Here is a 23210-nt window from a genome sequence, read left to right as displayed (position 1 = left end):
GTACGCCCACGGCCCGGACGCCGAGACCCTCGCCGAGGACTACGTCGAGCTGATCCGCACCTGGGACCGCGAGCACCGCGACGGTTCGGGCGCGCGGATCGAGGTGTTCCCCGCCGGGACCCCGGACGACGACCTGCCGCACGGACGGCTCGTGGACAAGAAACACACCCGAGTCGTCATCACCTGGCCCTGACTCCGAGGCACCCCTGACGACCCGGCCGGGAATTCGCAGGAAGCACCACCACTGAGGAGGAACCTTGACCGTTCAGCTGGATGACAGGCCGGAGTCGACCGCCGCGGCAGTAGCGGATTCCGAGTTCGATCTCGACGTCAGCATCGTGGAGTCCGGACCGGTCGTCGACGAGCTGTTGCGCCTGACCGACGACGGCTGCGGCGCCACTTGTGAGAGCGCCTGCAACAGCTGTCCTTAGGCGGCAGCGGCCCCACGATCCACCATTCGACGACCGCGGCCCGGCGGGCGGGAACAACCCGTTCACCGGGCCGCGCGGTCGCTGGCAGAAAGGTGTTGCCGTTGTACCGAGTGGTCGATGCCGCACTTCTGCGGGCAGTGGCGTACACCCCGAGCTGGATCGCCGCGGCGTGGCCGGACGTGCCCGCGGACACCGAAGAGCACTTGGCCCAGTGGCGCGATTGGTTGGACCACGTGATGGCCGACGATCAGATCATGGCGGCCATCGAGATGGCCAGTCCAGTCCTCGCTGAGCGGACCCGCCGGGTATTCGACGGGCGCCCCACCTCGACACGCGACCTGCGGCGGCTGGTGTTGTCGTTGGCGCGCTACCTGGTGCGCGGCACCGGCCGGCCAACCCCGTTCGGCCTGTTCGCAGGAGTGGCACCGGTCCACTTCGGTCCTGCGACCATCGCGTATTCGGGTAAGCGGCACAAGGCGATCGCGCGGGTCGACGCGGAGTGGCTGGCACGGGTTGTCGCGCGGTTGGAGGCATCGGTCGAACTCCGGCGGCACCTTGCGGTCGTGGTGAACGACCTGGCGTTCACCCGCGACGGTCGACTGGTGATGGGTTGTGAGCGGCACGCGAGCGCCTCGAGTGAGACCGCGGCGGCCGAGATCTCGGTCAAGCTGACCAAAGCGGTGGACATCGTGGTGCAGGCCGCGAGGACCCCCACCGCGGTCGGAGCCTTGGCCGACGCCCTCGCGGCCGAATTCCCGGCAACGAGGGACTCCGTGATCGACGGCATGGTCGCCGAACTGGTGGCCCGTCGCATCCTCGTGACCAACCTGCGCCCGCTCATGACGGCCGCCGATCCCCTCGGCCAGGTGATCGAGCAGGCCACCGCCCGCGGCGCCGACGCCTTCCCGGATGACGCCGCCCTACTCGGTCAGCTCCGCGATCTCCAGCGTGACCTGGCTGCCCATAACCAGAGCACCTCCCACACCCGGCAGCGCGTGCTGCGCACTCAGGTGTCAGCGGCGATGGACGACATCGCTCCAACCGACAAGCCGCTCGCGGTTGACCTGCGCCTCGACCACCGCGTGGTCCTGCCTGACCAGGTGGCACGGGAGGCGCAGGCTGCCGCCGACATCCTGGCGCGCCTGGCCGTGCATCCAGCCGGCAACCCGGCATGGCGGGACTACCACTCGCGTTTCCTCGAACGGTATGGAATGGGCGCGATGGTCGCCGTGGCCGACCTCGTCAACGCTGACACGGGGTTGGGCTTCCCCGCGGGCTACCGGGACAGTCGGCTGACGCCACCCGCCGCGCCGTCGTTGTCCGAGCGGGACGTGGCGCTACTGGCCATGGCCCAGAAAGCCGCGTTGGACCACAGCATCGAGGTCGTGCTCGACGACGATGCCATCGGGCGCCTGGCCGTCGACGACGTCACTACCGTCCAACCACACACTGAGCTGCGGTTCCGCATCCAGGCACCGACCCGTGCGGCTCTCGACCGAGGCGAGTTCGAGCTGACGGTCGCCGGCGTGTCCCGCGCGGCCGGGACCACCACCGGCCGGTTCCTGGATGTGCTGGATCTTGACGACCGCGAGCGCATGATCACCGCGTATCAGGGGCTCTCCACACTGCACGACGACGCCCTCGCCGCCCAGCTCAGCGGTCCCGCCCTCGCCCTACGGGCGGAGAACGTCGCCCGCAGCCAACAGGTCTTGCCGACCCTCGTGTCTTTCGCCGAACACCGTGCGCCCGACGAGGGGACGGTGACGTTGGACGACCTCGCGGTCACCGCGGACGCCGATCACCTTTATCTGGTCTCGCTGTCCCGCCGCCGGCTCGTGGAGCCGACGGTCTTCAGCGCCGTGGAGTTCACTCACGCCGCGCATCCACTGCTGCGTTTCCTCTGCGAGATCACCACCGCGCGCGCCACCGTGTGCGCCCCGTTCACCTGGGGAGCGGCCAGTTGGCTGCCCTACCTGCCGCGCATCCGCTACCGCCGCACGGTCCTGTCCCCGGCCCGATGGACAGTGGACGCCACCGACCTACCCGGCCAGTCCGCCTCATCGGCGACCTGGACTGAGCAACTGGCAGCCCGGCGTCGCCGCTACCGGCTGCCCGATTCCGTCTACGTCGGCGAGGACGACCGGCGGCTGCACCTGAACCTGAACCGTCCCGCGCACCTGCACCTGCTGCGGGTCGAGCTCGACCGCGCCGGAACGGTCCAGCTCCGCGAAGCACCCGGTGACGACGCCTTCGGCTGGATCGACGGGCGCGCCCACGAGATCGTGGTTCCCCTCGCCGCCGACCAACCCGCGCCGCCACGGCGACGACGACACCCATGGTCGGCACACACGGTGAAGCCTGCCCTCGGCCACCTGCCCGGCAGCGACGAATGGCTCTACCTCAAGCTCTACGGCCACCCGGACCGCCACGACGCGATCCTCACCGGTCACCTTCCACGCCTGGTCCGGACCGGCTACGGGCCACTGCGGTGGTGGTTCCTCCGCTACCAGGACCCTGAGCCACACCTGCGGCTGCGGTTCCGCCTGACCGACACCACCGACTCCGTCGAGACCGCCCGCCAGGTGGCCACCTGGACCGCCGGCCTGCGCGAACGCGGCCTGATCGGGCACGCGCAACTGGACACCTACTACCCCGAGGTCGGGCGCTTCGGCCCCGGCCCGGCGATGACGGCCGCCGAAACGGTGTTCGCCGCCGACTCCGAAGCTGTACTCACGCAGCTCGCCTCCCTGGCCGGCACCGGCGCCCCGTACCGACAGGCGCTCATCGCCGCGAGCATGGTCGACCTCGCCGTGGCCGCCACCGGAGACTCCGGCGCGGGACTGCGTTGGTTGCTCGACCACGTCGATCGGACCGCCGCCGAGGCACCAGCTCGCCGGGTTCACGACCAGGCGATCACGCTGGCAGACCCGGACAACCAGCGCTCCGCGCTCCGCGCGATCCCCGGCGGCGAGGCCATTGCCGACGCTTGGGGACACCGCAGTACCGCCTTGGCCACCTACCGCGACAGGCTCGCCGCCACAACGAATATCACGACGCTGGACGTCCTGCCCGACCTCACCCACCTGCACTTCGTCCGCATGACGGGCCTGGACCCGCATGGCGAGCGGTCGTGTGCCCGCTTGGCCCGCGCCGCCGCGCTGAGCTGGACCAGCCGCACCCGAGGAGCCCGGTGAACCGATCTCGCCCGAACGCGGCGGACGCTTCGATTAACCTGGCCGCCCGGCTCACCGACCCGCGTCTCGTGCGCTTCACCCAGAACCCGACGACCGGAGCCCGTCCTCGTCCACAATCGCTCGGCGGTGGAGCGGCCGGCGTCGCCCTGCTGCACATCGAACGAGCTCGAGGAGGCGACGGCCCCTGGACCACCGCACACACCTGGCTCGCGGCCGCGACCACCGACGACCTCAGCGTCGGAGCCAATGCCGGGCTGTTCTTCGGCACGCCGACCCTGGCCTTCCTCACCCACGCCGCCGCCGACCAGCCCGGCAAACTCGCCCGCGCGCGCTCCACCCTCGACACCGCCACCAGCACCCTCACCCGGATCCGCCTTGACGCCGCGCACACCCGCATCGACTGCGGCCAACGACCGACACTGGCCGAGTTCGACCTCATCCGCGGCCTCAGCGGACTGGGCGCCTACCACCTTCGCCACGACCCGGCAGGCGAGTTCATCAAGGCGGTCCTGTCCTACCTCGTACGGCTCACCCAACCGCTACCCGATGCCGACGACGGCTTGCCCGGCTGGTGGACCGACCTGGCCCCCAACGGAGCACGATCACCCGACTTCCCCGGCGGGCACGGCAACCTCGGCATGTCCCACGGCATCGCCGCCCCACTCGCCTTGCTGTCCCTGGCGATGCTGCGCGGCACCGTCGTGAACGACCACGCCGCCGCCATCGGCCGCATCTGTTCCTGGATGGACACCTGGCGACAGGACACGCCGTCCGGCTCGTGGTGGCCGGGGTTCGTCACCTGGGAGCAGGCCAACGCGAGCACGGTGCCGGCCTCCAGCCGTCAACGCCCGTCCTGGTGTTACGGCACTCCGGGCATTGCCCGAGCGCAACAACTCGCGGCCCTGGCGACCAGAGACACGGAGAGGCGACGCATCGCCGAAGCCGCGATGCTGGATTGCCTGCGCGACCCCGCCCAACTTGACCGGCTCACCGACAGCGGGTTGTGCCACGGCCTGGCCGGCGTGCTGCAAGCCGCGTGGCGCATGGCCGACGCCGCACCAGAACCCGACCTCGCAGCCGAACTGCCGAACCTGGTCGACCGGCTACTCACCCGATCAACATGCTCACCACGGGATCCCGAGTTCCTCGACGGCTGCGCCGGGGTCGCCCTCGCCCTGCACACCGTCGGCGCCAACACCGCCCCGCTCAGCCACTGGGACACCTGCCTACTCCTCGGCTGACACCACCCACCACGGAACCAAGGACATGGGCCACGACGATCCGAACACCCCCGAGCAGGTATGGCAGCAGGTGTTCATCCACTTCAACGACTACACCACCGCCGAACTGGTCGGCGCCGGCCACCTCAGGCCCGCGATGACCGACCTTGAGACCTCCGGCGTGATCACGTCGTGGTTCTTCATCCGGAAGAACCCCTGCTGGCGCCTGCGCTTCCTGCCCGCCAACGCCGTCACCGCTTCCGACACGACGGCCGTGGTTCATCGTCGGCTTGAGCGCCTCACCGCAGGAGGGCACATCAAGGGCTGGACCGAAACGATCTACGAGCCCGAGGTGCACGCCTTCGGCGGCCCCCAGGGGATGGCCGCGGCCCACGACCTGTTCCACCTCGACAGCAAGTACGTCCTCGGCCACCTCGCCGAGCAGGCCGAGGCCTCACCGAAGGATCGCCGAGATCGACGTCGCGAACTGTCGATCCTGCTGTGCCGAAACCTCCTGCACGGCGCGCATCAGGACTGGTACGAACAGGGAGACGTTTGGGCGCGCGTCGCCGACATGCGACCAGGACCACCAACCACAGCAGATGAGCCGGCGAACAATCTCCACGATCAACTGCGACGGCTCATGACCGTGGACGCCGACCCCGCAGGCCCTCTGCTTGGCCCCACCGGTGCCCTCTCGGGCCTCGTGGACTGGGCAGCCGGCTTCGCCGCCTGCGGCCAAATCCTGAGCGAACTCGCCCATACCGGGATCCTCCGCCGCGGCACCCGCGCGGTACTGGCTCACCACGTGATCTTCCACTGGAACCGACTCGGGCTCTCCCACACCACCCAAAGCCTGCTCGCCCACACCGCCAAGGCCGTCGTCTTCGACCCACGGGAGCGTGCCGAATGAACGCAGCCCTTGACCGGGTTCACCTCCAGGCAACCCCGGAACAGCCCGCCGATCTTGCGAGACGCTTCCCGCTCCTTCCACGCCCCAAGCCACCGGGACGTGCGCTCACACTCCGCGTCGCCGAAGTCCACGACCTCGCACTCGCGGCCGCCGGAGGACACTCAGACGACGATCAGTTGACCAACGCCGCCGAGGCATTCAACAAGGCAGCGCTCATCGCGAGCGACTGCGGCATGCCCGACCTCGCCCGCCAGTTGTGCTGGCAACAATTCGACCGGTTCGCCGCCTCGGCTCCGCTCACCGTCAAGGCCGCGAAGCTGGCACTCCAACCCATCGTCAACCTCGGGCGCCTCGCCAGCCGCAACGGTGACCCAGACGGCGCCTACGAGATCTACAAAACCGCCCACCGCGCACTGAGCAGCCTGGAACCGGTCATGATCGACGGTCGACAGATCGACCTCGGACGCCTCGTCACGGCCGCCCACGACCGTCGAGACCTACGAAGATTCCTCTGGACGGTGCTGCTCGGCGACGGCACGCGCGTACTCACCCAAGCAGGTCGATGGAAAGACGCTCTCCAGCACATCAAGGACCACAAAGGCTTGGGGCGGCAAATGCTGGACGGCCGCCAGGTCGTCATTCTGGCCCGATCCGCCCTCGGGCAGACCGACACAGCCCTCGCCATGCTCGACGACAGCACAACCACCGAACCCTGGGAACAAGCGGTGGCCACCTGCCTGCGAACCCTCTGTCTGCGCTCGACGAACCGGATAGCGGATGCCTCGTCTGCCATGATGGTGGCTGCTTACCTGCAACTTCCCGCTCAACCGGAGCACGCCGTGTTTCGGTCCCGGCTCGGCTTGACGGTGGTCGACCTCGCCGCCACCAGCGCCCAGCGAGCACAGGTCGTTACTCGGCTCATCCAGGAGGCGCTCAGCGTCGCCGACGCCAACATCGCCTCCGAGATCCTCGGCTTCATGCCATGCCGCTCGGCGATGACCACCGCCGAAGCGCACGTCCTCACCTCTGTGATGCAAAAGTCCGGATTCAGGCAGGGAATGATGCCAGCCGAATTGCTGCACGATCTACAGGAATCAATAGCAAAGAGCAATGAACAACTCGCCAGAACCCTCACCACGCAGCAGGGACGTCGATGTCAAACGGACGACCTGCCGTGAACGGGAAACGAGGCACTGTCCACGAACCTGACCTCTCTCTACGCGGCCAGGTACACAGTGGGGTCGGTGATGCCGTTGTGGTGAAAGGCTTTTCGGCGCTCGATACACGTCCCGCAGGCGCCGCAGTGCACCTCCCGGCCTCGATGGCAGGACCACGTGTGAGCGAACGGCACCGCCAGCGCTATGCCGACGCGCACGATGTCGGACTTGGTCAGCGTCAGGAACGGAGCGAGTACCTGGAACCCCGGCACCAGAAGACCGTCGTTCGCCTCCCGCACGCCGCGGGCGAACCGCTCCACGAACGCCGACCGGCAGTCAGGGTAGGTGGTGCGGTCCCCGGCGTGCGCGCCGAAGGCGACCGCGTCCGCGCGCGCCGCGATCGCGATCGTGATGGCGATGTCGAGCATGATCGCGTTCTGGTTGGGTACCAGCGCTATCGTCTCGTCGGCGTGGTGCCTGTCGGGTCTCTCCGCCGAGGTGTCGGTCAACGCCGAAACGGTGAGCAGCGCGCCCAGGCTCGTCAGGTCGATGATCCGGTACGTGCTGTCCAGCAGCCTGGCGATCTCGGCAGCGTGGTCGAGTTCGACGCGGTGGCGCTGCCCGTAGTCGAACGAGATCAGCGTCAGGCGGCTGTGGCGGGCAGCCAGCCAGTAGGCCAGCACGGTCGAGTTCAGCCCGCCCGAGGCGATGACGACCGCGTGGTCGGGATGGCGGTGCTCGGGGTGTTTGATCGTCATGACCGGTCACCATTTCCGGGTTAGATTGGCTGTTTCGGCTGACGCCATCGCCTACCGACGTAGGACATGGTGGGGGTCGCGGCGGAACCAGTTACCGGGGCCGTGGTTCCGCCGCGACATGACGGTGAGGCAGGGCGCCCCGCGACGGCTGGGGGAACACCGTCGCGGTACTGCCTCACCGTGCTCGCTGTGCCGATCTCCTCGGAGGGGCCAGGCCCACTTGGGGCAGGAGTGGCGGCTACCTCAACAGTCGTGGCGAAGCGGAACTGCTCGGTCTCAGCGGCGTCGCGCCTGACAACCTCAACTGGAGGTGCCACCACCACGATGTCCGAGCCATGCACGAGTACCGTCAGGCTCCGCGGGCGGCCGGCGACATCGCGGCACGTCACCGCCCAAGGTCCGCGGTCATTCATCGTGCGTCACCGCCTTGTGCGGTGTTCCAACTCCGTACCCACGCCGGCTGCACGAGGAAACGCGGCACAGCGAGCTTGGTTTGTGGGTATCGCGAAACCACGGGTTCCGCGAATCGCTGGGAGCGTCTCATCATCTACTCCGTAATCTCAGCGAGTCCCGATCTATTTGTCTCGAGTTTTCCCGTACTGTCGTTGCTATCGAGCGTTCAATTGTTTGTCTGGTCGGGTCGGGTAACGATGCTGGTAGAACCGTTGCGGGCCCGTCAACGCAGCTAAACGTCCCCGCGCGGGTCGTACCAGAGCGCAGGTGTGGCGGCGATAGGGCGTCAACTGGGCGGCGGCCTGATGATCTGCGGAAATGGTGGCAGGGTCCTAATATGGCATCTGGGTAGAATCGAATGCGGTGGTCAAGAGATCAGGTGGGGTGGTTTTTATGGCTGGCCGGCGGGATCGGCTTGTCGCGAGGCGTGAGGCGATGGGTTTCACTCAGGAAGGCTTCGCTGCGGCTGTTGGTGTGGAGTTCTCGACTGTGGGGCGGTGGGAACGGGGGAGTTTGACGCCCGCCCCGCATCGCAGGTCGCGTATCGCCGCGGCCCTGCGGGTCGGTTTGGAGGAACTCCACGATCTGTTGTCGCCGGTGCGCCGGAGTCCCACGGCGCCTGTCCCGGCTGAGATCGAGACCAGCCAGCGGGAGTGGTTGAGAGTGCGCAGCGCAGGTGGCGCGCGGTCGCGGGAGTTGTCCGAACTCGCCGCGTGGCTCTACGCGGATCACGCGCGAGGGCCGGGCGGACACGTCCTCACTGGTCCGGGATGGCTGCTGGACCAGCCTGTGCCGCTTGACGATGTGCGAATCGAACTGGTCGACGACGTACCCGAGGTACCGAATGTCGATGTCCCGGTTGACCATGTGCTGCCGTTGAACGCGCGCGGAGAGCGGTACACCTCCTACAGCAGGGCCGTACGCGACCTGGTGCGCCCTCGTCTGCTGGAAAACCGGATCAGTTACCGTCTGCTCGATGTGAGCCCGGGGCCGCCGCTCACCATGCGCTTCGCCACGACCACCTTCTTCGAGGTGTTCGACGGCAAACAGTACCTCGCGCACGAGTTCAAACGCGTCTTCCTGGACTCCGGCGGACAGGTACCAGACATGGGCGAACTGCCCGTCCGGGCCTCGGTCGCAGACCCATTCGACTTGGCCCTGCGGCCCGTCTCGCCCAGCATCAGCACGCTCACGATCCGCCGGAATCCGGCCGGCGGACACCGTTTCACCCTGCACCGACGCGATCCCGGCGCCGTGGCCACCGGCGGCGGAATGTGCACGGTCATGCCCGCCGGCGAGTTCCAGCCCTCCACACTGTCACCGGCCACCCTGCGCCACGACTTCTCCCTGTGGCGCAACATCATGCGGGAGTACTCCGAGGAGTACCTCGGGAACCCCGAACACGACGGCGCCAGTCCACACGTGATCGACTACGACACCGAGGAGCCCTTCACCCGGTTCCAGGACGCCAAGACCGCCGGACGGATGCGCCTGTGGCACTACGGACTGGTAGTCGACGCACTAACCCTCGGGCCGAGCCAACGGACGGTGGCCGTCATCGACCACGAAACCTACGACGAACTGTTCGCCTCAGCGGTGAAGTCCAACGACGAGGGACACCGCGTCGGCCACGGAGGACGGCCCGACATCCCGTTCACAGCGGAGGCCATCGACCGACTCCAGACACGGATGACCGCCAGCTCCTACACCGGCCTCCGGCTCGCCTGGCGCGACCGCCACGTGCTTCTTGGCTGACTCGAGGTCTATATCGCGGGGGCTCTGTGCATGATCAACAGAGTCGACGGGCCTCAGAACGTGAGGGCTCTGGTGAGGAGGCTGTGCCGGTCTCGCAACACCATACCCAGCAACATACCGCCGCTGTCGGCGACGGTGGTGCCGTCGGGCTGGTGCATCATGAACCAAATGCTCGTCTCATCGGTCCTTGGTGATGCGTTCGATTTCAGCGCCAAGGCTATATTTTTCTGATATAATCCGCGGATTCGTGGGCGTCGGCCAACGGGCTGAGCGTCCGGACTCCGATCTCGCGGCCTTTCCCTCTGGTTCTCTTCTTGTGCGGAGTACTCGCCCGTTCCCAAATCAAATGCCCGGTGTCTCCCTTTGCTGCCTCATTCCACCCGTGCTCGTACGGCGGGATCCGTCTGGGCCAGCCTGCGGTGGCCTACCGCGCGCCTATCCGGACGGTTCCACGAGTCGAATGAGGAGAATACGCAGTTGAGAAGGTATGTCGCCCTGTGGACGCCCTGTGCCCGCCGCGCAGTCGCTCTGGTGATCAACACGGACACCACTGTTGACTGGTCCCAGCCTGCGGTGGTTGACCTCCGACCGGTCAACGCAAACCATTCCAGGTCCAGACTGCCCGTGATCATTGCGGAAAGCGAGCTATTTCGATGGAAATGCGCGACGTGATACCCGAGCAGTGGCTCGCGCCTGGCAACGCGGTTGAGCACGGTTTGTGGCTCCGGGCGCTGCCGCGGCTCGTTCGTACTGGCGAGAAACGCACTCGCCCGCATTGAGTCGAAGGAGAATCGGATGTGGATGGAGTGGCTGGCGGTTGGCGTCGTGTTGGTCGTAATTGTGTTGCGGCTGGTGACCAACTACTTCGACCGCCCTTGCGAGAAGCAGGATGAGTCGCAGGCAAGGCGTGCCCCGTGAGCCGGCACGTGCCACCGGATCCGGAGGCCGACGACACTCGGCTGACGGTGCCGGCGACGGTGGACTGCCATGCTCGATCGGTCGCGCTCCCTGCCGACGGCAGGCCGAGCTTGGTGGTCGACTACGGCGGCTTCGAACTGGCGTTCGAGATGTGGGATCCGCGAGTGGGCGAGCGGTTCGCGGTCGGTTTGGCGTTCGCGGCGCTGTGTTTCGCGAGCAACTGCCGCTATGCGGCGTCCGCGCACCAGCAACCGGTCGAGGACGGTGAGAGCTGAGATGGCACGGCAGTTCACAGCTGACGTCGAGGCGCGGGTTTTTGTGGCAGCTCTCGGCGACGAGTTGCTGCGTTCCCGCAAGAAACAGGGACTCAGCCGTAGAGAGTTCATCTCCCGAGCCGGCGTGGATATAGCGGAATCGACGCTGATGGCCTACGAGTCGGGGACGCGGCGCATGGGCGTTCATCGGCTGTGGACCCTGTGTCGAGAACTGCCTGTCGATCCAGGAGAACTGGTGGGCGCGGCCCACCGTCGTGTGGTGGGGCCAGTTGAGGCAGTGCACATCGACCTCGCGAAACTCGCGCGTACCAAGACGGAGCGGTTGCGACCTCTACGATCCTGGGCGGCGGCACGATCCCGGGAAGCTCAAGCCGTGGGTCCAACAGATTTTCCGTTCGGCGCAGCTGCTTTGGGCAGCATGGCGAATCACTGCGGCATTTCCCAGGCCGAGTTCATAGCGATTCTTGTGGACAACGAAGCTGTGCACCTTTAACCAATATTCATCTTGTACAACATCGGAGGACACCTTGAAAATCAAGACCTTCACACTGGAAACTGTCGACGACTGCGAGGACAATGTCTACGCGATCGGCATGTCAATCACTGTTGGTGACGACCAGGAGGTTTTGGTCTTTCGTCGCGACCCGTCCTCCGGGCAGGCAACGTTCATGAGCACCACGACACCGGCGAGGGCACTGGACAACTTCCAACGCATCATGCCCATGCGGCTCGTGTGGACTCACGACCAGGACGCGAACATTGACGGCCAACACTGTCCGGGTGCGGTCGACATGCAGGCGGGCCGCTGATTCCTGGGTAACAGGACTTGCGCCAATGGGGCATGGGGCGGTAGCTCAGTTGGTTAGAGCAGGGGGCTCATAACCCCTTGGCCGTGGGTTCGAACCCCACCCGCCCCTCCACCTCACCTGAAAGTCTCCTTCATCGAACTGGGAGTTCGACGAGCAATGCCCAAGCTGAACCGCGATCGTATCCGAGAGTGGCTTGAGGACCACAACTGGACGGTCGGACGCCTTGCTGACGAATGCAGCAGCATGGGTGAAGACATCTTCCCGGAGGGTACGGTGCGGAACGTGGTCAACGGCATTGACCCGATGCGGCCCGGTCGAATAAAGGTGATCTGTAAGGTCACTGCTCGCTATGGTGATGGGATTCCCTACCTGCAACTCATCGCAGAGGGCGAAAACCAAACTACGGAACCTCGATAGCTCGCCAATGATCAACGAAAGGAGTCAGGACGTCGTGGAGGATCGGGAACCGACGGTACGCAGTCGGGAGTTGGGTGAAGGACTTCGCCGAGTAATGGAACGCCGCGGGTTTCACTCGAGTGGGATTGCGCGGGAGTTGGCGTGGAGCCCCAGTCGGGTGTCGCGCATTCTGTCGGGGAAGCGGGGTGGATCCAGCCATGACGTCGCGGCCTTCATCGCCGTGTGCGGAGTACCCGGGGATGAACGGGAACGACTCATGGCGTTGAGCCTGGACCACGGGCCGAACTGGGTCGTCCACCACGCGCCTGGACTTCCTCGGCGGTCACCTACGCTCGTCGGCCACGAACGGCACGCGATCAGTATCGGGTCTTACCACGCGGGCGCGGTCCCCGATCTTCTCCAGACCACGGCGTACGCAAGTGCTGTGCTCGAGGCCAATCCGACCGTGCCGAAGTGGGACATTCCGGATCGGGTTGCGGCGCTTGTCGAGCGGCAGCGGACTCTCGATGGGGGCGACGTGCCGGACTGCGATTTCGTCGTCCACGAGTCCGTGTTGCACACGCCGGTGGGCGGGGCTGTGGTGATGTCCGAGCAACTGCACGCACTGCTGCGCTGGTCGGTTCGGCCGACGATTTCGGTCCGGGTCGTGCCCCAGAACGCGGGCGCGCACGCCGGCATGTCCGGGGCCTTCACGGTGCTCAACGTCCGGGACTTCAAATGCATCGTCACCGTCGAGACGGACACGGCCAGCCATTTCATCGAAACACCAGCTGAGGTCTACGCCTACCGCACGCTGCTGAGTCGTCTTGGAACGGTCGCGTTGGACGAACTCCGTTCACGCCATCTCATCGCCAAGGTGGCGAGCAAGCTCCATCCGGGCCCATCACCTCGACCCGTTGATTCACGGCTCTAGACCCTGGGTGCTGCTGTCGAATGCCGCTGGTGATCATCAACGGTCGCGAACAGGACTCGATGTTCCCGGCCCGGCTGCTCTTCGGCGCGGTGGTACTTGGACGTTGCTGGACCACGATCTGTGGCTGGTCGCCGAGGGCCGACAGCGTGGCGCGCTTTATCGCAGTACGAACGGAGTCTTGGGGGTCCCGATGGTTTGGATGTTCGTGACGAGGTCAGCGAGGCCGAGGGGGTAGATCGTCTCGGTTGTGTCGGCGAGTTCGGAGAGGGTCCACCATCGAACCGCGCGGATGGTGTCGGGTTGGGTGGCGTGGGCGGGGTTGATGTCGTCGGGAGCGAGGTAGGCGAGGAAGTAGCGTTCGACCTGTCTGACGACCTGGTCGCCGACCTGGTGTTCCTGGCTGCGTTCGGCCACCTGGTCGCGAAGGTCGATGTGGGCGTTGTCGATGCCGAGTTCTTCGGCCAGTTCGCGGCGGAGGCCGGTGCGGTGGTCTTCGCCGTCTTCGACACGTCCGCCCGGCGTGGCCCAGAATCCCCCGTTCTCGTCGTAGTGCACCAGCAGCACCCTGCCCGCTGGGTCGAGGGCGATGACGCGGGCGGCGAAGCGCAGAGGTGGAGCCATCACGTCTCCAGTCTGGCAGCGCCCGGTCACTGGTGCGCGTGCGGTGCAGCGAGGGAGACGGTGCAGCGTGCTGAGCATTCAGGATCGTCCTGCACCCAGGCAGCGCTGGCCTGTCGGCTGGGCGAGGTTTGCAAATCGAGGTGCGCCGCTACCGGAACTTCCGTCGGTATACCCAGTTCGTTGGTTGGGTGAGGATCACGGCGACGGAGGTGACCGCGATTGACGTCAGGTGCCTGAAGCGCCTTGTTCTACCAGCCGCCGATGGAGAATGGTTTTTCTTCGGTGATGTGGGTGAGTGCCAACGCTGTGTAGGGAACTGTGTTGGCTGGCAGGTCGGTCGGGTGGGCCCAGAGCAGGCCGGCGCATTTGTCGGGTTCTTGGTTGGTCGGTTCGCCGTTCCATCGGGTGGTGGTGAAGAAGAATCCGATGCGGGCTTGGTTTTCTGGTGTTCGGTAGTGGATCACGTGGGTGAATTGTAGGTCGGTGTGTTCTATGTTGACGCCGACTTCTTCTTTGGCTTCGCGGATCGCGCCGTCGAGTACGTTTTCGTCTGCTTCGAGGTGGCCGCTGGGTGGGCAGAGTTGGCCGTCGGCGTAGCCGGTGTTGGCGCGTTCCATCAGCAGTACCGCGCCGTCTGCGCGTTGGAGCAGTACGTAGACGTCTACTACGGTGTGGTACCGGTTCTTCACGTTTTCGCGTCGTCTTTCGTTGTGGCTGCTCGCCGCGTGTGACGGGCTCCGGACTGGGAACTCTACGCAACGGTCATTCACGGGGGACGACGCCTCTGCCCAGGTAACCGCGGCTGGTGTCGGGGGCACGTGTGGGAGTGGGTCGGGAGGTGGCTGGACGTGGTTATCCGGCGATGGCGGGGTTGGTCATGGCGGTGTGGTGGGTGATCCATTCGACGCGTTGGTCGGTTTCGAGTCCGTGGGGGATGTCGATCACGGGGATGTGGAGTTCGTTGTAGAGCTCGCGCAGGGTGGTGGCTGCGGTGTCCTGGAGACCGGTGACCTTGGCGCGGAAGGCGTCGTTGGGTTGGTTGTAGTGGTCGTGGGTGAAGAACACGGTGTCGTAGGTCGGTGCCCACGCACGGCAGAAGGTGTGCATCGCGTCGAGTACTGCGGTGTCGATGCTGTCGGGTTCGGTGTGGAGCAGCATTCGGGCGTAGGCGAGCACGTTGATGATGGTCTTGTCGGCGATGAGGAGTTGGTGGTTGCGGGCGGCGCGGAGTTGGTGTCGTAGGTGGGCGGCGAACACGTCGACTTCCGCGGCGAGGTCGAAGGCGCCGCGGCCGTGGATGACGATCTCTTCCATGAAGGGGCTGCTGCGGGCTGGTTCTCCCATCGCGACCACGTTGACGCCGAGGCGTCTGTAGTGGGCGGTGAGTGCGTGGATGAGTGTGGTCTTGCCGGAGGCGTGGGTGCCGTCGATGGCGGTGATCTCGCAGTCGCGAATCATGGGGTTTCTGCCAGGAGGTCGGTGAAGGTGGGGTGGTCGAGCCAGGCGAATGTGTTGAGGAGTTCGGTGGCCAGAAGTTGGTTGACGTTGAGGGTGCGGGTCCAGTGCCCTTGTCCGGTGGCGCGTTGGGCGACCAGGGCGGTGGACAGGCTGTGGCGCAGATTGAGCACGCTGATCCGCTCGCGGGCTTCGACTGAGCCGGTGTTCAGGTAGGTGTGGTGCAGCGCGGTCATGGAGGTGCCGCGTAGTTCGGGTTGGGTGACGTCGAGGTCGAGTTCGGTGCACACGTCGACCAGGCGCCGGGATGGGCAGGTCAGGATGTGGTCGGTGTCGTAGCGGGTGTCGATGACGCGGCGGTCGGGGAGTTCGCCGGCGCGACGGTCCAGCCAGGCGCTGCGGGCGGCGGCCACGTTGGGCAACGGTGTGGTGCTGGCGTTGGCCAGGACGCCGAGGTCGCTGGTGAACTGGTGGCCGGTGACGTGGTCGGCCGCGGCGAACGCGGTGCGTAACGCGGCGTTGGCCGAGGTGAGTAGTTCGGTGGTCTCGTCGGGGTCCTCGAGGTAGACGCTGGTGTAGGTGAAGGGAAGGTCGGCGAGGTCCACCGAGGTCTCGGCGTGGGGGAGCGCGGCATAGACCACGGAGTAGCAGAAGGGGCGGTTGCCGTTCTTGATCCGGTAGTTCTTGGTCCACTCGACATCGATCGAGGCCCAGAGCGTCGATCCGGCGGGACGACGGGGTGGCTTGCCGCGCTTGCCGGGGATGTTCGTGGTGACGATCAAGCCCGCTCCTTGGGCAGGGTCGCGTGGATGTCGGTGGGTCTGTTGGGTGCATCGTGCCGTCGAGGTGTCGCGACCGCGAGTCGGGTGGCATCGGGAGGGGGTTCCTCGAGCGAGTCGAGGTGGTCCCAGGCGGTGTCGGTGACCAACTGGTCGAGGTCCACCGGTGTGGTCCAGCCGTATCTGCCGGCGGCGCGCGCCGCGATCAGGGCGACCGACAGGGTGCGAATGATCATCTGCCGGACGAGCGCGCCGGCCGTCGCGCCTTCCGCGGTGGCCACCGTCGCTCCGGTGATGGCTGCGTGGTCGCAGGCCGTGGCCAGGTCGGTCGGGCCCGTACAGGGCGGCGACATTCATGTGTCCTCCCTGTCGGTGGTCACGGTGATGGGCGCGCGCACGTTCGATGATGGTGGCATTGTTGCCGTGGGCAATGTCCTTTGCACGGCCGGCACGCAGGACACGTAGTCGCCTGGTCTGCTGCTGGAAGCGCGCATGTAGCATGCAGCAGTGCATACTTGTCAGATCCGATGTGTCGCAGAGTCCCATAGACGTGGTCCACTGTTCGAGTGAATCACCTAACATTTCCCGTTGAAGTTCGCGAAATCCTCACCGGTGAGACGATAGGATGATTTGCATTGGTGGATCCCGCTAAGATAAACCCAATTATACTGATTGGCGGGCCGCCTGCCGGTGACCTCGAACTGCCTATCTCCAGCGGTGATGACCAGGTTGTCTTGGATTCCGTCGGAAGTGTAATCGATCTGAAGATTGAAACGACAATGCCCTTTTGTTGCCCTTGCGACAATGACGACAGGAACAGTCTCTCCTTTGGGCAGGTCAATTTTCTGTTCGAATAGACTCTTCGGTGGTTGGTTTGGATACTCGATCTGGAACTTTGGGTTTGGATCGTCTAGATCCACTGCGAGAAAGATAGGCGTGTCGCCTGCGGGTGGGTCGTAGAGCAGGGTGCCTCCAAGTGCGGGACCACATTCGATCTCGACTGGGCGGACGTCGACGATCTGAACCGTGTGATCGCGCATGCCGTCGAGGCCAAACTCCCAGTAGCTCTCTTCGACGCCGACCGCGCCAAGCGCCTGTATCCACTCCCATTGGGTCAGGGCCGTTTCTTCGCGGTATTGGCTGAAGTGCTTAAGAACATCGGCGTACTCGAGTTTCGTTGTAGCGGGGATGACCTTGTCGTGAGCGATGTTGCTGATCGTTGGCTGTCTGGACAGGCGAATCGGCGCGTCCGTGACCTCCGGCTCGCCGCTCGTCGCCGAATCAGAGTTTCCGGACATCTTGTCGGAAGATGTCGCAATGGACACTAGGATCCCGGTCACCAACACGATGATTGCGCCGACCACTGCGCTGAGCAGTGGCAAATTGTACTGCCTGACATTGCCGACGTAACGGCCCTGAACCACAGGGCCGGACAGCGAGTTGGATCTGATCTTGTTCCTGGTCTTCTCTTCCGGATCTGCCACATGCAATAGCATATCGAACTATCATGAGCGTTCGAGGTTGGGAGCCCAGGTAGACCGACGAGTGTCAGAACCTGCATATTCCGATGTTGAGAAAACTTCGAAACCTGCTGCAAGGATCGCAAGGAGCGTGCGCCGTTCCTCCATCTCGAGGCGGCCAGGCAGCGCCCAGCCCGCCGGCCGGGCGAGGATCGCAACACTCGGAGGGGACGCCGGCCCCGCGCGGTGGAGCAGCGCCCAGCCTCCCGGCCGGGCGAGGATCGCAACCTGAAGATAAGGATGAAGTTGCTTACCCCCAAAGGTGGCAGCGCCCAGCCAGGCTGACGCGATGTTCGCTGCGGGCTGCATGGTGTTAATGGGTCAGGATGGCGATGAACGTCCCGCCGAGCATGGCTGGCCCGAATGGTATTGGTGTGTGTCTGGTTGCGTTTCTGGTGGTGAGCATGATCGTGGCGGTGAGGCTGGCGTAGATCAGAGTTAGGAGTGTGCCGGTCAGGACCGCGTTCCAGCTGTGCCAGGCGAGGCTGAGGCCGATTGGTCCGGCGAGGCGGATGTCGCCGCTTCCGAGGCCGTTTCTGGTGATGATCGCGAGGGTGAGGTAGGCGGTCGGTAGCGCGATCATGCCGATCGTGGCTCGGAGGAGGTCGGCGTGGTGGTGTTCCTCGATTGCGGTGGCGAGTCCCAGCAGGCCCCACAGGGTGGGGTACAGGGGCATGACCAGCGATCTGGGGAGTTGGTGTTCGGTGAGGTCGATCACGGTCAGCCGTACGCCGATGAGGGCGAGGAAGCTGAACGCGGCCAGGTCAAGGTCGTTGTCGCGTCGTTGGGCGAGGAGTCCGAACAGGACGAAGGTGATGATCGATTCTTTGGCGTTGGTCTGGAGTCTGGGCTCGTTGGTGTGTGTGCCGAACGTGTGGATGGCGAGGCTCAGCGCGGCGCCGGTGAAGGCCCATTCGAGGACTGTCCACAGTGGTTCTGGTGGCATGGTGTGCTCGATCCTCGGGGGCCGGGCCACCGTGGAGAAACGGTGAGGTTGTCGTTCCTCCACGGTGGCTACCGTGACCTCCTTGTCGCGTGACTTTCTTCGCCGTGGTCCAGGTGTACCGCGTGGTCCTTGTCGAACCGCAAGGTTGGTGCGGTGTCAAACCCCAGGGTTGGACGTGTTGACAAGGGCGTCTTCGCGCTGCGTGACGGGAGAAAGAGGGTACTGTCGATCTTGGACTAGGTCGTCGCGTTCGGGGGTGTGCGATGGAGCGTGGGGTTTCGGATCAGGAGGCGGGGCCGGGTCTGTCCTATAGGGAGGGTGTCTACGAGGCATTGGCGTTGTTGCACGGTGAGTGGGTGGTCGCGGTGCTCGCGTCGTTGGCGACGCGACCGTTGAAGTACGGCGATTTGCGGCAGGGGATCAACGAGGCCGAGGAACGGGCTGGTTGGACATCGCATGCTCATCCGGTCAGTCAGAAGGTTCTGAGCGCGACGCTGTTGCGGATGCGTCGGGATGGTCTGATCACGCGCAGCGCGGGGTCTGGGGCCAGGTCGACGTTCACGCCGGTCTGGTATGAGCTCACTCCGCTGGGGAGGTCGTTTCTGCGGTCGCTGCGACCGCTCGCGAAGTGGGCGAAGGATAATCGAGCCGCTGTCCAGCTGGCTCGCCGGCGTTACGGCGAGGATGCTTGAGGTCGCGCTATTGGGGTCGGAGCACCTCGACCCGGTTGCGTCCGCCGTCTTTGGCGGCGAACAACGCGTTGTCGGCGGCGAGCAGAACGTCGTCCAGGTCAGCGCCTGACTCGGGGTAGTGCGCGGCGCCGATCGAGATCGTTGGGTGCACGGTGGCGGTGTGGCCTGGGTTGTTGATCGGCACCGCGAGTTGCTCGACGGCTTGGCGGAGTCGTTCGGCCAGGCTGATCAGATCTTCTGCGGTCACGTCGGGACAGAAGGCGACGAACTCTTCGCCGCCGAATCGTCCGAGCAGGTCGTAGGCCCGCATCTCGCCGGCGAGTTGGGTCGCGACGGCGGCCAGGACTTGGTCTCCGGCCGCGTGGCCGTGAGTGTCGTTGATGCGTTTGAAGAGGTCGAGGTCGAGCATGAGGACGCCTGCGCTGGTGCCGTCGCGGACCGTGCGGTCGAACTCGGTGGTCGCGAGGGTTCTCCAGGCGGTCGCGTTGAGCAGACCGGTCTTCGAGTCTGTCGTGGCGGCTTCCTCGAGTTGGCGGATGAGTACGTTGCGGTGCAGGACGAGCAGCACGGGGAACAGGAAGAGCACGATGATCGGGGATCGCAGCAGGAAGATGGCCGCAATAACGCCCATCGCCAGTGTGGCGTACTCGAGCAGGACGTCGCTCAGGGTGCCGAGTAGCCGTCGGGCGGTGCGTTCAGTGCTCATCAGCGCGATGGCGCCGGCTACTACGCCGAGGTTGACCACGGAATAGAGCACGACCGCGACCAGGAGCAGGGCGATGGTCCGCCACGATGTTGCCGCCGCGAGTTCGTGTTGTCCGATCAGTTGCTGGATGCCGGTCGCTGTGTGGCAGGACAACGTCACGGCGGAAGCACTGAAGACCAGTTTCCACACCCGTACGTTGTGGACCGGCTGCCAGGTACGGAACCACAGGTGCGCGTACAGCGCGGCGACGACCACAGCGGCGAGACCGGCCGGGAGCACGAGCGCCGCGGCGAGCGTCCAGACCGAGGTCATGTTCTGGTGCGGAGTGTCGGAGTACCGGCGTCGCATCTGCTCAATGTGTCTGGTCAACTCCTCCTTGACCACACCCAGAGCGGTGATGCCAGCCAGCATCGCGAGATCGCTCAGCCGGATCTGCTGGGCGTTGAGCAACGCCACCGTTGAGCCGACGGCTACGAGCTGCACAGTCAGCACGTATACGAGAACGGGACGTCGAAGTGTCCACAGTTCCCAGTCTCGGCCGCGTCGGATGTAGCGTCCGGGACGGACCAGGCGACTGAGTCCGATACTGGAAGAGTGAGGCCGTTGCCGAGCCGAACGACTACTCATGTGATCTCACCTCGTTCGGCACGGCTTGTTCAGGGAAAGGAGGTGCCTTGAATGCGGAACCGTGACCTGTGATTTTCTTGTCGCCGTGACGTGCGCCGTGCTCGTTCTCGAGGTCTTCGTGGCTTCGGAGGCGGGCACGACGCCGTGAAAGGCCCAGCAGTGCCGCCAACGTGGCGGTGACCAGTCCGATGATCCCCACGGCGCGGTAGACGCCCCACTGCTGAGCGACCAGGCCGGTGGCGAGGATTACCAGGCCCTGGGATGCCTGGAGGCCCGCGCTGGCTATGCCGATCACTGCGCCTCGCCGAGAATCTGGAACGGTCTGCGTGAGTTCGGCCTGCGCCTGTATCAGAAACATCGTCGTCAACGCTCCGGACAGGGCCCACAACAGCGCGGATACCGCCAGTCCTGGGGTGAGAAAGCACGGAATGAGCGCTGCCCCGGATCCGATCGCCAAGGGTGTGATCGTGTCTGTCCGAATGTTCGAAGCGGATCGCTGCCGGCGGCTGAACGCCCACGCGCCGAGCGCGCTGCCAAGCGGGTCTGCCGCGAGCAGGACTCCGACGGCGATGGCCGAACCGCCCAACCCCGCTGCGTAGGGCGCTGCGACGCCCTCGGGTGCGATGGTCAAACCGGCCAGCATGGTGAGACCGACGAGTACGAGTAGCCGTCGACTACGGAACAGCAGGTGGAAGGCCGACGTAGTTCGTCGAGGTCCGGGTTCGGTTTTGGCTGGTCGGGAAGCGGGTCGTGGCTGGACACCGCGCATGATGATCACGATCGAGATCACGAAGGTTGCGGCGTTGACGCCGAGCGCGGTGGTCGGCGAGATCAGGAGAAGGACGGATCCACCGACCGCGAAGCCGGCCAGTTGTGCCATTTGCGTGGACACCGTGCGCAGCGCCAGGCCGACCGGGTACGCCTCACCCTTCAACACGTCGGGGAGCAGGGCGAGTTGGGCGGCCTTGAACGGTGCACCGACGAGAGCGAGGCCGAACACCAGCGTCCACAGCACGGCCAACGGGAGCCCTGGCAGAGCCATCGCGCCGGCCAACGCCGCGCGGACCAGGTCAGAGGAGACCAGCACGGTTCGGCGCGGGAACCGATCGGCGAGCCCGGCGAGCACAGCGGCGCCGAGCAGGGCCGGCATGAACGTCAGTGCGTAGGTCAGTGCGGTCAACGCTGCCGAGGATGTCTGCTGATACACCAAGATCGACAGGGCGACCCGTGCCAGTTGGTCCCCGCATACCGAGATGACCTCGGCGGACCACAGAGCACGGAACTCCGCTACCGCGAGGACCTCTCGAAAACCCGCTTTCTGTGTCACTGGCGTCCCCCCGAACATCCCCTCGTCAGTGTCCGAACGCTGTGACGCTGACGCCCCTGTGGGTTCACATACTAATGCCATTGCTTGGTTGTTGTGTCCTGACGGGAAGACAAATACTAGAAGTGGTCCGTGGGTTGTCAATACACCTGTTCGGATGAACTCGATCGGGCGGTAGTTGTCACATGGTGTGGCCAACGGCAATCGCCGACGTTGCTGCGTGAATTCCAACGGGACGGTTCGGCGCCTGTCGACCGACTCTCTGGTCGGGGGTCGAGCGCTGGACGTCTCCAAGAGATTTTTTGAAGAATCCCCAGGACAGCCCGCGCAAACCGTGGGGTAGGTGGTATCGGGAACGTTGCGGTTAGTCACGGCGTGCCGTGTAGACCTCGGACTGGAAACGATCCGATACGCAAGTCAAGACCTGGAGGCGCCACGTGTTCGCGAGACCAAACAGCTCATCGAGCTCGCCCAGGGCGACCGCGACGGTTGGACTGCCTGGAGACGCACGAGGGGATCGCGAGGTGGCCGGATCTCTCGACTCACCCGACTCGCCGGAGGGTGTCCGGCCGCCACGCGATCCCGATCATGAGGAGGTCGGCATCATCGTGAGAACTCGACTATCGCTGTGGCGGTTGTTCGCGTTGATCGCGTGCACGGCGATCGCGTGCACTCCCACGCCGGACCCGTCGTCTCGTTCGTCCACACTCGCGTCGACGCCGAAGCCGTCGTCGTCGAGCGCGGTGGAGACGGCTGGGTCTGCGGCGGAGGTGGCGGGCCGGCGGGCGGTGGAGGCTTATCTGGGGATGTGGCGGAACATGGCCACCGCGGCCCGCACCTCGGACTCGCGTTCCCCATTGTTGAGTGTCTACGCGACTGGTGAGGCGTTGCTCACGATCTCGCGTGGTCTTTACGCCGATCACCAGAACGGGTTGGTGACCAGGGGAGAGCCGAAGAATCATCCGACGGTGTCCCTGGTCGAGCCCTGGGGCAGTCCCACCACGGTCAGGATCAGCGACTGTGGTGACTCGACCCAGNTGCGATCACCGCGACGGTGGATCGGCAGGCCGATGGCGCTTGGCGGGTGTCGGGGTTCGTCATCGAGGGGGTGGGCTCATGCTGAGACCGTCCACGGTTCTGGGTGTCGCGGTCATCGTTCTGGTGGCGACCAGCCCGTTGGCCGGGGCTGATGGGTGGGGCTCGGTCGACTGCGACCACACCTCGACCCCGCAGTGCCAGCTCGAGGCCGGTGAGCAGGCCACGACCCGCCCGCAGCGCCCCGCCTCCGGCGCGGGGAGTCGCCCGTCCGAGGGCGCTTCTCGGCCGG

Annotated in this window: 23 protein-coding genes, 1 tRNA gene and 2 pseudogenes; 16 read left to right on the top strand and 10 right to left on the bottom strand. The window is 65.5% G+C overall.

The genetic code is table 11. The features are described 5' to 3' along the window. The 6 genes and pseudogenes from ACYVIP_RS28205 to ACYVIP_RS28180 form a co-directional block, all read left to right on the top strand. Window positions 1-193 (top strand): annotated as a pseudogene (locus ACYVIP_RS28205) (methyltransferase, FxLD system); the annotation flags it as partial. Window positions 194-257: 64 nt separating this feature from the next. Beyond that, a complete protein-coding gene (locus ACYVIP_RS28200; RefSeq protein ID WP_460401661.1) occupies window positions 258-431 on the top strand; it encodes an FxLD family lanthipeptide in 174 nt (57 codons plus the stop codon). 110 nt (window positions 432-541) lie between these two features. Further along, window positions 542-3625, top strand: coding sequence for a lantibiotic dehydratase (locus ACYVIP_RS28195; protein ID WP_460401665.1), 3084 nt, complete (start codon window positions 542-544; stop codon window positions 3623-3625). Beyond that, window positions 3622-4866 (top strand): lanthionine synthetase C family protein, encoded by a 1245-nt coding sequence (locus tag ACYVIP_RS28190; RefSeq protein ID WP_460401659.1) that lies wholly within the window; start codon window positions 3622-3624, stop codon window positions 4864-4866. The genes ACYVIP_RS28195 and ACYVIP_RS28190 overlap by 4 nt, the downstream gene beginning before the upstream one ends. A 25-nt stretch (window positions 4867-4891) precedes the next feature. Further along, a complete protein-coding gene (locus ACYVIP_RS28185) occupies window positions 4892-5758 on the top strand; it encodes a thiopeptide-type bacteriocin biosynthesis protein (RefSeq protein ID WP_460401657.1) in 867 nt (288 codons plus the stop codon). Further along, window positions 5755-6936 carry a hypothetical protein gene (locus ACYVIP_RS28180; protein WP_460401655.1) on the top strand — a complete coding sequence of 394 codons (1182 nt, stop codon included), beginning with the start codon at window positions 5755-5757 and terminating at the stop codon, window positions 6934-6936. Before ACYVIP_RS28185 ends, ACYVIP_RS28180 begins: the two co-directional genes overlap by 4 nt. A gap of 38 nt (window positions 6937-6974) precedes the next feature. On the opposite strand, the gene queC is transcribed toward ACYVIP_RS28180, so the two are convergent. After that, a complete protein-coding gene (queC, locus tag ACYVIP_RS28175; protein WP_460401653.1) occupies window positions 6975-7673 on the bottom strand; it encodes a 7-cyano-7-deazaguanine synthase QueC in 699 nt (232 codons plus the stop codon). A gap of 846 nt (window positions 7674-8519) precedes the next feature. Here queC and ACYVIP_RS28170 point away from each other — a divergent pair. The 7 genes from ACYVIP_RS28170 to ACYVIP_RS28140 all read left to right on the top strand — a co-directional run bounded on the left by ACYVIP_RS28170 (window position 8520) and on the right by ACYVIP_RS28140 (window position 13213). Further along, a complete protein-coding gene (locus ACYVIP_RS28170; protein ID WP_460401663.1) occupies window positions 8520-9881 on the top strand; it encodes a helix-turn-helix domain-containing protein in 1362 nt (453 codons plus the stop codon). Between the two features lie 914 nt (window positions 9882-10795). After that, entirely contained in the window at window positions 10796-11074 is a 279-nt protein-coding gene (locus ACYVIP_RS28165) for a hypothetical protein (RefSeq protein WP_460401651.1), read from the top strand. A gap of 1 nt (window position 11075) precedes the next feature. After that, the gene (locus ACYVIP_RS28160; protein ID WP_460401649.1) at window positions 11076-11567 is read left to right on the top strand and encodes a helix-turn-helix domain-containing protein; all 492 of its coding nucleotides are present in this window, start codon (window positions 11076-11078) and stop codon (window positions 11565-11567) included. Between the two features lie 34 nt (window positions 11568-11601). Beyond that, window positions 11602-11883 carry a hypothetical protein gene (locus tag ACYVIP_RS28155; RefSeq protein WP_460401647.1) on the top strand — a complete coding sequence of 94 codons (282 nt, stop codon included), beginning with the start codon at window positions 11602-11604 and terminating at the stop codon, window positions 11881-11883. A gap of 34 nt (window positions 11884-11917) precedes the next feature. After that, window positions 11918-11994 (top strand) — tRNA-Ile (locus ACYVIP_RS28150). Between the two features lie 45 nt (window positions 11995-12039). Beyond that, window positions 12040-12300, top strand: coding sequence for a hypothetical protein (locus ACYVIP_RS28145; protein WP_460401667.1), 261 nt, complete (start codon window positions 12040-12042; stop codon window positions 12298-12300). Then, window positions 12233-13213, top strand: a complete 981-nt coding sequence (locus tag ACYVIP_RS28140) for a helix-turn-helix domain-containing protein (protein WP_460401645.1) — start codon at window positions 12233-12235, stop codon at window positions 13211-13213. Before ACYVIP_RS28145 ends, ACYVIP_RS28140 begins: the two co-directional genes overlap by 68 nt. Before the next feature lie 156 nt (window positions 13214-13369). Here ACYVIP_RS28140 and ACYVIP_RS28135 read toward each other — a convergent pair whose 3' ends face one another. The 5 genes from ACYVIP_RS28135 to ACYVIP_RS28115 form a co-directional block, all read right to left on the bottom strand. Further along, window positions 13370-13912, bottom strand: a complete 543-nt coding sequence (locus ACYVIP_RS28135; protein WP_460401643.1) for an NUDIX hydrolase — start codon at window positions 13910-13912, stop codon at window positions 13370-13372. 170 nt (window positions 13913-14082) lie between these two features. Next, entirely contained in the window at window positions 14083-14523 is a 441-nt protein-coding gene (locus ACYVIP_RS28130; RefSeq protein WP_460401641.1) for an NUDIX hydrolase, read from the bottom strand. A gap of 163 nt (window positions 14524-14686) precedes the next feature. Next, on the bottom strand, window positions 14687-15292 hold the full coding sequence (locus tag ACYVIP_RS28125; RefSeq protein ID WP_460401639.1) for an AAA family ATPase: 606 nt from the start codon (window positions 15290-15292) through the stop codon (window positions 14687-14689). Then, window positions 15289-16071 (bottom strand): hypothetical protein, encoded by a 783-nt coding sequence (locus ACYVIP_RS28120; RefSeq protein ID WP_460401637.1) that lies wholly within the window; start codon window positions 16069-16071, stop codon window positions 15289-15291. Before ACYVIP_RS28120 ends, ACYVIP_RS28125 begins: the two co-directional genes overlap by 4 nt. Continuing rightward, a complete protein-coding gene (locus tag ACYVIP_RS28115; RefSeq protein ID WP_460401635.1) occupies window positions 16068-16349 on the bottom strand; it encodes a hypothetical protein in 282 nt (93 codons plus the stop codon). The genes ACYVIP_RS28120 and ACYVIP_RS28115 overlap by 4 nt, the downstream gene beginning before the upstream one ends. Between ACYVIP_RS28115 and ACYVIP_RS28110 the strand changes: the two genes are divergently transcribed. Beyond that, window positions 16342-16533 (top strand): hypothetical protein, encoded by a 192-nt coding sequence (locus ACYVIP_RS28110; RefSeq protein WP_460401633.1) that lies wholly within the window; start codon window positions 16342-16344, stop codon window positions 16531-16533. The genes ACYVIP_RS28115 and ACYVIP_RS28110 overlap by 8 nt on opposite strands. Before the next feature lie 110 nt (window positions 16534-16643). On the opposite strand, the gene ACYVIP_RS28105 is transcribed toward ACYVIP_RS28110, so the two are convergent. Together ACYVIP_RS28105 and ACYVIP_RS28100 are read right to left on the bottom strand one after the other, a co-directional pair. Then, complete coding sequence (locus ACYVIP_RS28105; RefSeq protein WP_460401631.1) at window positions 16644-17552, bottom strand: hypothetical protein; 909 nt, start codon at window positions 17550-17552, stop codon at window positions 16644-16646. A gap of 349 nt (window positions 17553-17901) precedes the next feature. After that, window positions 17902-18534: a prepilin peptidase gene (locus tag ACYVIP_RS28100; protein ID WP_460401629.1), complete on the bottom strand. Its 633-nt coding sequence runs from the start codon at window positions 18532-18534 to the stop codon at window positions 17902-17904. 356 nt (window positions 18535-18890) lie between these two features. Here ACYVIP_RS28100 and ACYVIP_RS28095 point away from each other — a divergent pair, with 356 nt between their 5' ends. Continuing rightward, window positions 18891-19226: a winged helix-turn-helix transcriptional regulator gene (locus ACYVIP_RS28095; protein ID WP_460401627.1), complete on the top strand. Its 336-nt coding sequence runs from the start codon at window positions 18891-18893 to the stop codon at window positions 19224-19226. A gap of 7 nt (window positions 19227-19233) precedes the next feature. Here ACYVIP_RS28095 and ACYVIP_RS28090 read toward each other — a convergent pair whose 3' ends face one another. Both ACYVIP_RS28090 and ACYVIP_RS28085 read right to left on the bottom strand, forming a co-directional pair. Beyond that, complete coding sequence (locus ACYVIP_RS28090) at window positions 19234-20382, bottom strand: GGDEF domain-containing protein (RefSeq protein ID WP_460401625.1); 1149 nt, start codon at window positions 20380-20382, stop codon at window positions 19234-19236. A 169-nt stretch (window positions 20383-20551) separates the two neighbouring features. Then, window positions 20552-21886 (bottom strand): MFS transporter, encoded by a 1335-nt coding sequence (locus tag ACYVIP_RS28085; protein WP_460401623.1) that lies wholly within the window; start codon window positions 21884-21886, stop codon window positions 20552-20554. A gap of 1113 nt (window positions 21887-22999) precedes the next feature. Here ACYVIP_RS28085 and ACYVIP_RS28080 point away from each other — a divergent pair. Then, window positions 23000-23210 (top strand): annotated as a pseudogene (locus tag ACYVIP_RS28080) (hypothetical protein); the annotation flags it as partial.

It is taken from the genome of Actinophytocola sediminis (assembly GCF_054779715.1).
The sequence above is the reverse complement of the archived record's forward strand: the minus strand, read 5'-3'. Positions and strand labels throughout refer to the sequence as shown.